Source organism: Methylobacterium sp. BTF04 (assembly GCF_010692745.1).
Lineage (GTDB): Bacteria > Pseudomonadota > Alphaproteobacteria > Rhizobiales > Beijerinckiaceae > Methylobacterium.
The window spans coordinates 1-2404 of the sequence record NZ_JAAHTB010000140.1; the positions used below are offsets into that span (position 1 = coordinate 1).

General features: G+C 60.4%; 2 protein-coding genes. One reads left to right on the top strand and one right to left on the bottom strand.

The window, feature by feature from the left end:
- The coding region (locus tag G3T14_RS23755; RefSeq protein WP_163644948.1) for a hypothetical protein at positions 1 to 459 on the bottom strand (459 nt) is incomplete at its 3' end.
- A gap of 1285 nt (positions 460 to 1744) precedes the next feature.
- Here G3T14_RS23755 and G3T14_RS25290 point away from each other — a divergent pair.
- Positions 1745 to 2266: a hypothetical protein gene (locus G3T14_RS25290; RefSeq protein WP_246733529.1), complete on the top strand. Its 522-nt coding sequence runs from the start codon at positions 1745 to 1747 to the stop codon at positions 2264 to 2266.
- Positions 2267 to 2404 lie beyond the last annotated feature (138 nt).

Below are 2404 nucleotides of genomic sequence, written 5' to 3' on the forward strand. Positions count from 1 at the left end.
GCTGCCTTCGTGCTGGATGCCTTGGAGCAAGCCCTGCACGAGCGTCGTCCCGTCCTGCGAGGCGTATGCAGAGAGCCCGAGACCAATATCCGTGGCCGCGGCCAGGGCGTTAAGACGTAAGTCTCGTCGCAGCGCATCCTGCCGCTTCGTACGTTCCTCAGCCCCGATGTCGGCCCCTAGAAGATCGCAGCGGCGGGAGTACTCGACAAGCGCCATGTCGAGGAGCTTGCACGCCTCAGCGTGGATCACCCCTCGAACGCTGAGAAGGCTCGTCGGCCTGTCGAAAGGATACGGCACGAAGCCGGGGGCGCGCTGCGTCACGTCGAAAGGGTCGGCGTTCTGATCGGAAGCCTTGCGCTTCATCACCCGCGCGGCCGAAGCCTTCAGGGCGTTGGCGCGCTCGCGCAGGGTCGGCTTGTTCTCGCCCCGAGCAACGCGGCGCTTTAGAGGATTGCGCATGTCAGTATGTCCTTAGGTTGATAGCGCCGTAGCGCAGCAGTGACGTGCAGACGTTGCGTGATACTTTGCTATGAGAGGGTGGCGAGGCCGATGACGCCGCCGCAGATTAGAGCGAGGGCCGCGAACGCCTCGCCGAGGCCGTCCAGCAGGCGCGGAGAGCGGACGTGTGCGGTGCCCGCGACGGCGAACGTCGTGCAACATCGGTCATCTCTGGCATGTCCTTACCGTTGACTTAACCGTGCTCCCCGGCCGACATGCCATGTCCGGCCGCGCTCGCACGTTGCGAGTCGTCAGCCGACCACCGTTGAGGAAGATAGCCGCGAGAAAGACCTAAGCCCCCAACGCGAAACGGCCCCACCCCGGCAAGGGTGAGACCGTTTAAAATCGCTGGGCCTGTGAGGCCAGTTCCAATCCCTCACAAGCCATATCTCCCGCCGGGAGTCAATCGAGAACCAATTCTCGAAGCGATGGCGTTTGGCCTTTTGAGGGGTATGCCACCCAGCACACCCCATTTCTTTGCCGCGGCCCAAGCAGGGCTGTGAACGATGCACGTTGAGAAAATGGCTGAGGCAATCGGCCGGGCGCCCTATGCGGCGCTCGACGGCTTGATGCGCGCCCTATGGGCTGCCGTTGCGCTGGAACAGATCGACGAGGCCCAAGCTTTGCTTCTATCTGAGTCGATCGACGCCCGCAGGACGCCCAACAGGTGCGCTCAGGCGGCTGCTGACCAGGGCTTTCACCCTGTGAGGTTAACACCTCCGCGAAAGCACCAGCGGCCCCCTGAGCGGTCCGAGGCAATCGAGCGCCGTCGTCGCCTCGCCGCATCCGGTCCCATGCCACCAGCCCTTGCGGCGCGATTCACCACGGGCGAGTTAGCGGTGATGCGGATCGTCAGAGACGAGTTCCAGGCCCGCCAAATCTGTACCCTCTGCCTCGATGCCATCGCGGCCAAGGCAGGGGTTTCCCGCACGCTAGCCAAAAACGCGATCCGGCAGGCGAAGCGCCTGGGCATAATCGAGGTGCGTGAGCGCCGCCGCGCGGGTGCCAAAAGCCTGCCAAATGTGGTGACGGTGATCGATCGAGAGTGGCTGGCGTGGATAAAGCGGGCGAACTCAGTTTCCAAAAACCGGAACTTGATCACCGCCCCTCTCTCCTCAGATATAGGGGTCAGAAAATTGTCCACCACGGATACAAGAGGTTTACGAGAAGAGAAGAGGCGACCACCTAAGCAGCAGGACCGGGCCGGATTGGCATGTCAGTCACATCAGAGGACAGGCTCACGACCTTGAACCGACTCATCGGCGAAACCGAAGAGCGGTGCATTGGGCTGACGGTGCTTATCTTCAACCTAGTAGTGAAGGACGAGCCTATCGGCCAAGCGATAGATGAACTGGTAGAAACTGAGGATTTCTTGACGCAGTTGCGAGCAGAACGGGTCTCTTGGATCGGGCGGCAAAGTTCGGTGACCAGCGTTGTGCAGGTACGAATACAAAAAACTTCTCAAAAAGGTACTGGTGGGCTCCCCAAACGAAAAAACCAGCTGCTGGAAGAAGGTATGCACACTATGAACGAAAGCAGATCCGAACGCCGGCAGCGGGTCTTACTTGCCGGAAAAATCATCCTGGACACCGGAGGGGTGATTGATTGCACAATCCGTGATCGGTCTGGTTCTGGTGCCCGGCTCAAGGTCGCGAGTGTAATCGGCATCCCAGACACATTTACGCTAGCCATCGGTTTTGATGAGCAACATGCCGTCAATGTGGCTTGGCGCAAGCAAGCCGAACTGGGAGTGCACTTCACATCGTGAGCGAGCGGCGCGTCATGGGATCGAAATTTTGTTAGCGTCCCTCAGCTAGAAAGCGGTGATGGGATCACATGACGTAACAGGAGTGAGGTGGTCCCGCCTTCCTGGACAGTTTGGCGGCTGAGCTAAGCTATACCCCGG